Source organism: Candidatus Allofournierella excrementavium, from assembly GCF_048526665.1.
In the GTDB taxonomy this organism is placed as follows: Bacteria; Bacillota; Clostridia; order Oscillospirales; family Ruminococcaceae; genus Allofournierella_A; species Allofournierella_A excrementavium.
Genome location: NZ_DBGFPE010000001.1, coordinates 48098 through 54266 on the forward strand (window position 1 = coordinate 48098; position 6169 = coordinate 54266).

Annotated in this window: 8 protein-coding genes; 2 read left to right on the top strand and 6 right to left on the bottom strand. The window is 61.2% G+C overall.

The genetic code is table 11. The annotated features are described in order from the left end of the window. Positions 1 to 76: 76 nt before the first annotated feature. A complete protein-coding gene (locus tag ACMI1Q_RS00235; protein ID WP_419502387.1) occupies positions 77 to 853 on the top strand; it encodes a helix-turn-helix domain-containing protein in 777 nt (258 codons plus the stop codon). An 82-nt stretch (positions 854 to 935) separates the two neighbouring features. Then, positions 936 to 1694, top strand: coding sequence for a MerR family transcriptional regulator (locus ACMI1Q_RS00240; RefSeq protein WP_419502388.1), 759 nt, complete (start codon positions 936 to 938; stop codon positions 1692 to 1694). 34 nt (positions 1695 to 1728) lie between these two features. Here the strand turns inward: ACMI1Q_RS00240 and ACMI1Q_RS00245 are convergent, their stop codons facing one another. From ACMI1Q_RS00245 to ACMI1Q_RS00270, 6 genes are all read right to left on the bottom strand, one after another. Further along, complete coding sequence (locus ACMI1Q_RS00245; protein ID WP_419502389.1) at positions 1729 to 2127, bottom strand: SRPBCC family protein; 399 nt, start codon at positions 2125 to 2127, stop codon at positions 1729 to 1731. Between the two features lie 4 nt (positions 2128 to 2131). Next, entirely contained in the window at positions 2132 to 2683 is a 552-nt protein-coding gene (locus ACMI1Q_RS00250) for a DUF3795 domain-containing protein (protein ID WP_419502390.1), read from the bottom strand. Continuing rightward, the gene (locus tag ACMI1Q_RS00255; RefSeq protein WP_419502391.1) at positions 2680 to 3321 is read right to left on the bottom strand and encodes a GyrI-like domain-containing protein; all 642 of its coding nucleotides are present in this window, start codon (positions 3319 to 3321) and stop codon (positions 2680 to 2682) included. Before ACMI1Q_RS00255 ends, ACMI1Q_RS00250 begins: the two co-directional genes overlap by 4 nt. Positions 3322 to 3323: 2 nt before the next feature. After that, the gene (locus ACMI1Q_RS00260; RefSeq protein WP_419502392.1) at positions 3324 to 3647 is read right to left on the bottom strand and encodes a TfoX/Sxy family protein; all 324 of its coding nucleotides are present in this window, start codon (positions 3645 to 3647) and stop codon (positions 3324 to 3326) included. Between the two features lies 1 nt (position 3648). Continuing rightward, positions 3649 to 4560, bottom strand: coding sequence for a helix-turn-helix transcriptional regulator (locus tag ACMI1Q_RS00265; RefSeq protein ID WP_419502393.1), 912 nt, complete (start codon positions 4558 to 4560; stop codon positions 3649 to 3651). A 175-nt stretch (positions 4561 to 4735) separates the two neighbouring features. Continuing rightward, positions 4736 to 5836, bottom strand: a complete 1101-nt coding sequence (locus ACMI1Q_RS00270; RefSeq protein ID WP_419502394.1) for a hypothetical protein — start codon at positions 5834 to 5836, stop codon at positions 4736 to 4738. Between the last annotated feature and the right edge of the window lie 333 nt (positions 5837 to 6169).

The window sequence follows — 6169 nt, forward strand, 5'->3', positions numbered from 1 at the left end:
CCCCGCACTCAACCAGCGGTTTGGTGCGGGAAGGGCGGCGCAGAGGTATAATAGAGGCGAAAGGGAGGGCCGAGGGATGAACAACGAAGCCACCGGCGCACTGATACGAACGCTGCGCAAGGAAAAGAAGCTGACCCAGAAGGAATTGGCCCAGCGCCTGAACGTGACCGACCGGGCGGTCTCAAAATGGGAGCGGGGGCTGTGCGCCCCGGACATCGCCCTGCTGGAACCGCTGGCGCAGGCGCTGGACGTCACCGTGCTGGAACTCATCTCCGGGGCCCGGGCGCAGGCAGAGCCGCACCCGGAAAATATCGACAGCGCCGTGAAGGAGGTGCTTCGGTATTCGGAGCAGGAGCTCGCTCAAAAGAAGAAGACCATGCACAAGCGGAGCCTGCTGACGGTGGTATGCGTCTGCCTGGCGCTGCTGCTCGCCCTGCCGGTCTTGAACGGAACGGTGGGCGGCGACGGGTTCGCCTGGCGGTGCATCCCCGCGTGGCTGTGCGCCCGCAGCGCCGCCCGGGCGCTGGAAAACTACGACAAAGAGGGGATAGAGCGCTGCATCGGCAATGCCGGCGGCGTGTACGAGGCGCTGGAGGAACTCAGAGAGCAGGACGTGCTCATCCGGGACGCCAGGGCAAGTTTCAGCCGCACCCGGCTGGACGACATGTTCCTCTTCACCGAATTGGAGCTGACGGTGCGGCAGGGGCAGCTCACCTACCTGCTCACCTGCCGGGGCACCTGGCGGAACGGAAAGGTGGAGCTGATGGAGATCTGCGCCCCGGATGCCCAGTACGACGGCCCCGCGTGGCTCCCGCAATTGAGCGAGGCGCTCAGCACCTATGACCCGGGCTGAACCCGCTGAAAATTTTTTCGCTTTCCTCTTGACTCTGCCGTACCGTCAACTGCTACACTGATAGCAGGAAGGAGGGAACAGCATGGAATATTCCATCCATGAACTGTCGCGCCTGTCGGGGGTGTCCACCCGCACCCTGCGCTGGTACGACGAGATCGGCCTGCTGAAGCCCGGCCGGGTGGCCGAGAGCGGCTACCGATATTACGGCCCGGCCCAGGTGGACCGGCTGCAGGACATCCTGTTTTACCGGGCCCTCGGGGTGGAGCTGGCCCGCATCCGGGAATGTCTGGACGCGCCCTCCTTCGACCGGCTGGCCGCCCTGCGGCAGCACCTGGCTGCCTTGCAGGCGCAGAAGGCCCGGCTGGAAGACCTGATACGGTCGGTGGAAGAGACCATCGGCAGCGAAGAAAGGAAGGAGCCTATGGAGGACGAAAAGAAGTTTGCCGCCTTGAAAGCGAAGCTGGTGGCAGAAAACGAGGCCGCCCACGGCAAAGAGGCCCGGGCCAAATACGGCGACGGGGAAGTGGACGCCGCCAACGCCGGTTTGATGGGCCTGACGCAGAAGCAGTACGACGCATGGAACGCGCTGGACGCCGAACTGCGCCAAAGGCTGGAAGCCGCGGTGAAGGCGGGCCTTGGGCCCGACAGCGAAGAGGGCAGGGAACTTTATGACCTGCACCGCCGCTGGCTGGCGGTGACGGTGAAGGACCTGACGGCCCAAAAGCACCGGGGCATCGCCCAGCTGTATGTGCTGGACGAGCGGTTCACCGCCTACTACGACCGGGCGGTGCCTGGCTGCGCGCAGTTCCTGCGGGACGCGGTGGAGCGCTGGGCAAAATAAGTTAGCGCCCCCGGCAGATGCCGGGGGCGCTTTTTCATTTGCCGGAAAGTGCGCGGCGCAGGTCGTTCAGATACAGCACCTGCTGCCGCTTCAGATAGCCGGGCACGAAGGGGCGCATCCACCAGCGCTTTGCGTTGACGGTCTCGGTGCAGACCAGACGGGAACCATTCGCCGTTCCTTCAAAATGCCCTTCCCAGGCGCCGGACATGTTGCCGTTCTCCATGATGAAGGCCCAAAAGCAAGGCGCTTCGCAGGCGGTGACCGTGAAGCGGGTGGCATAGCCGCCGCGGGTGTGCTCCACAAAGTGGGCCGCGTCCAAAACTTCCACTCGCTCGATGTCGCTGCGCCAGGCAGTGTGCTCCAGGTCGGTCACGGTGTGCCACAGCGTTTCCACCGGGCAGGAGAACTCCACCGTCACTTGTGACGCTGCCATTCGCTCACCCCTTTCCCTTGTTCAGCTTCAGGCTGATGCCCGCCCGGTCCGCCTCCGTTTGCAGCAGCGCGGCGGCGGCCTGGGCCCGCTCTTTTGCAGGCGCGGCGGCCAGATCGCTTTGGGCGGCCAGCGCCTCCATCACCCGGCGCAGGGCCTCCGGCTCCAGCAGATAGGCGGCCGCGCAGTAGAGAGACTTTCGGCGGCCGTCGTTCCAGTTCGCCAGCAGCTGGTCCAGAACGGTGCGCTTTTGACGCAGCAGGGCCAGCCAGGCGTACAGCCCCATCTCCCCGGCCCGGGCCAAATCGGCGGCCCGGCGGCTGTGGGGCACAAAGGAATCCGCAGTGTCGAACTCGTCGTACCGGGCACAGGGGTAGGCGGCACAGCCGCGGCAAAACTCCGGCCCGCCCTGTTCCAGTGAACACCGGGCAATGGCGCAGCTCTGGTTGCCCGCTCCGCCGCCGCAGCCCGGACAGTATCCGCCCACCTGCATGGGGCAGAGCAGGCAGGCGAGGCCGCAGAGGCTGAATTCTGTGTGCTCCCGCGTGAATCCCTTCACGGCCGGACCTCCTTTCTCACCGGCTGCCGGATGACCGTTTTCAGCTTTTCCGGCTTGCAGCGGCGCACGTCGCTCAGGTAGATTTCGTGGTGGAACCGGCTCTCGCTGAAGTCCGGCAGATACCCCTGGGCACGGGCGTATTCGTCCATGGCCGCCACGGTGGCGAGCTCGTCGTCGTAGGGGCCCAGATGCATGCACTGGACGCAGAGCCCCTCTTCCCAGGAAAAGAACTCCACCCTGGAAAAATCCTGCTTCTTCTTTTCAGTGGCCTCGCGGATTGCCCAGTGGAACGCCTCTTCCGTCACGAACTCCGGCAGGCGGATGAGGCTGATCCACTGAAAATCGCCTTTGCGGGCGTAGTCCACGCCGTGCACGCCCTCCTGCCACCACAGGCCTTCCAGCGGCGGCACCACATAGTCAAAGTAACCTTCCAGCTTGTGTTTGCCCAGCTTGCTCATCTTGATGGTGAAGGCCACGGCGTAGAGCAGGCTCAGTGCCTCTTTGTAGGCGCCGTCTTCCTGGTTGGGGTCGCCCTGCCCCCGCACCGCCAGAAAATTCATGGCGGGCACCGTGACGATGCTTGGCGTTCTGGGCGGAAGATAGAATTCCTTGTATTCTTTTTTGTAGTCGAAGGGCATAGTCATTTCCTCCTTTTTCTCTGGGGACAGGCTTTCAGTGCCTCGCAGGTGATGCGCACGAGGGCGGTCATCCGCTCCCGGTCCTCCACATCTTCCACCAGGAAAGAGTCTCTTGCCCCTTCATAAGGCGGGGCCTTGGGCAGGTCCGGGAAGGCATTTAAGCCTTCGGGGGTGATTTTTACGAAGAACTGGTCATCACAGATGACGGCGAAGAACACTCCGTTGCAGTAAAGACCGTATTCACCGAACATCCTGCGGCTGCGGATGGTCCCCGCCTCCCGCAGCTGGTCGGCCACAAAATCCACAAAATCCGGATGGGACGCCATCTCAGTTCCTCCCTTCATAGCGCTCGGCCAGCGACCGGGTCAGGCGGCGCAGCTTTTCGCGCAGTTCCGCAGGCTCCACCAGCTCCGCGCCCTCGCCAAAGGTGAGCACCCAGCCCAGCACGCTGTCCGCGTCGGGAAAACCGCCGGTGAACCGCAGGCGGCCGTCCGGTTCCTCGGTGAGGCCGTCCGCGCCGTATTCCTCCACCAGCCGCCAGCGCCAGGCAGGGTCAAAAAGGACGGTCACCCGATACTTTTCCGGGAACACCCGTTCCGGCGCGAGGTCCGGCAGGGGGGCGGGGCGGGGTTCGAAGGGCTCGCCCGTGGAAAGCCCGGTCATGCGGTTCAGCTTGAAGAGGCGGTAGTCCTCCCGGGTGCGGCAGCGGCCCCACAGGTACCAGGCTGACCAGCGGAACACCAGATAGCAGGGCTCCACCGTGCGCCGGGATTCCCCCTTGGGGGAGAAGTAGCAAAAGCGGACGGTGCGCCGCCGGCGGATGGCGTCCTGTATCAGCTCGATCTTGGGGGCAAGGCTGTCCTTGTACCAGGAGGACAGGTCGATGAGCAGGTCGGCGCTGCCGGGCACCAGCGTGCCCGACCCGGCACACAGCTTTTCCATCAGCTGGGCGTAGCGGCGGGTGCCGCTGACGCTGTCCAGACTGCGCAGCCCCGCCAGGATGGCCTGCATCTCCGGCGCGGTGAGGAGGGTGCGGTCCACCCGGTAGCCCTCCAGAATGGAGATGCCGCCGCCCGCCCCTTGCGCGGTGGCGATGGGGATGCCCGCCCGGCAGAGGGCCTCCACATCTCGCTGGATGGTGCGGCGGGACACCTCGAACCGTGCCGCCAATTCCGGCGCGGTGACCTTCTCCCGCTGGAGCAGGATGGACAAGATGCCGATGAGCCGGTCCAGTTTCATACGCCCCGCCGCCTTTCCTGTGTCTTGCCTGTATTATACCATAGGAACCGGACAGCTGTGTGTCATGTTTGATGGCGAAGCGCAGGTAATACTAAAAATAACGGACGCAGAACTCCTCTGGTTTTGAGGACTTCTGCGCCCGTTTGCAGTGAAAATCAGGAAGCCGGAACTTTTGTCAGAATTCAATGCTGTATTCCAGAATGGTGCGGCTTTCACGCTGGATATTTTGGCTGAAGGAGGCCGACCCGGTGCATTTGATGCCGTTCAGGATCGCGCTGATTTGCGCGGAGTCATCTTCTTTGGCGCCGAACAGACGATTGCACTGAAAACGATAAGTTTTGGATTCGATTTTATTGAAACCATCGCTGGTGCGCATACGGACCAGCTTCACAATGTCACTCTCGTTTTTGAAGTAGACAAGGGGCGGCGCAATGGGAGAATCATGTCCGCTGAACTTCACATCGGCGGCGATTTCCACGCTGGAGAATTCATCCACGGAAGCCGAACGGCTGGCAGACACCGACTCCATCTGCGTTTTTGCTTTGGTTTTGACCTGCTGCGCAACCAGCGCTTTTTTGTCCTCTTTGAAACTGATGCGGACATGTTTTGCGCCAAGGTCCTGCGCCACGACTTCCAGTTCGTTCACAAGCGCCTTGCGGATGAAGTCAAAGTATTCGTCCAGAGCGATATAGACCCCTGTCTGATAAGGGTCTGCCAGGAAAACGCCCTTGGCTGCAGCAGGGTAAAATGCCAGTGATAACTGTGGCACGTAGTCTTCGTAAAGATTCAGCAGTTCATATCCCTTTGCGGACTGATAGTATCCCACCGCTCCGCGGCACACTTCGCTCTCACTTCTTTTTTTGTCCCGAGCGACAATGGAGAGGATGCTTGGCTGCGCGGCATCCGCCTGGCTGTCTTTGGCGGTGAAGGGCAAGGTATCCGCAAAGGCCGGCTTTAACGTTTTGAGGTCAAGTTCCAGTCGGGCTTCGGCAAAGGCTTTCCCCATAGCAGCGCTTCCTGCCTTGAGTCCATGCCCGGCGGCAAGGGCGACGCCTTTCATTGTTTCGCCTGCGTCCTCCAGGTTTTCACGGGTCAGGCCAAAGTCTTCCGCGTCGATTTTTCCGTTACCGTTTTTGTCCACGGCATGCATCACAGCGCTCTGTGCTTTGGCCACGGTTTCTTTGGCATGAACGCCCAGATGTCCCATTGCTTTTCCGAAGGAGTTCGGAGCTTTTTCCGTGGGAGTGAGAACATTGTTTTCCAATTCCTTTTTCACATTCGATTCCTCCTCGAAAGGTATTTCGGAATATGGTTTGAAATTTTCGCGAGAAAAGAGCGCAATGCGTCCTCGGTAAACGCCGCAGCGAGCCGCAAATCTCTGCTTCTATCATACAAAACCCGTTTGAGAAAAACCAGCTTTTTTGCAATATTTTTGCAGCCGTACCCCGGCCGGCGCAATTGCCGGAAAATCTCCGCTGTGGTATCATAAAACAGAAAGATTAACTATTAAAAGTCAACCCCAAAAATGAATGGTGGTGGTGAAAAAGAGATGGCTCAAGAAAGGTATAGCAAAGCTGAGGTCTTGTCAGACCCCTGCTGGCTATTCAAG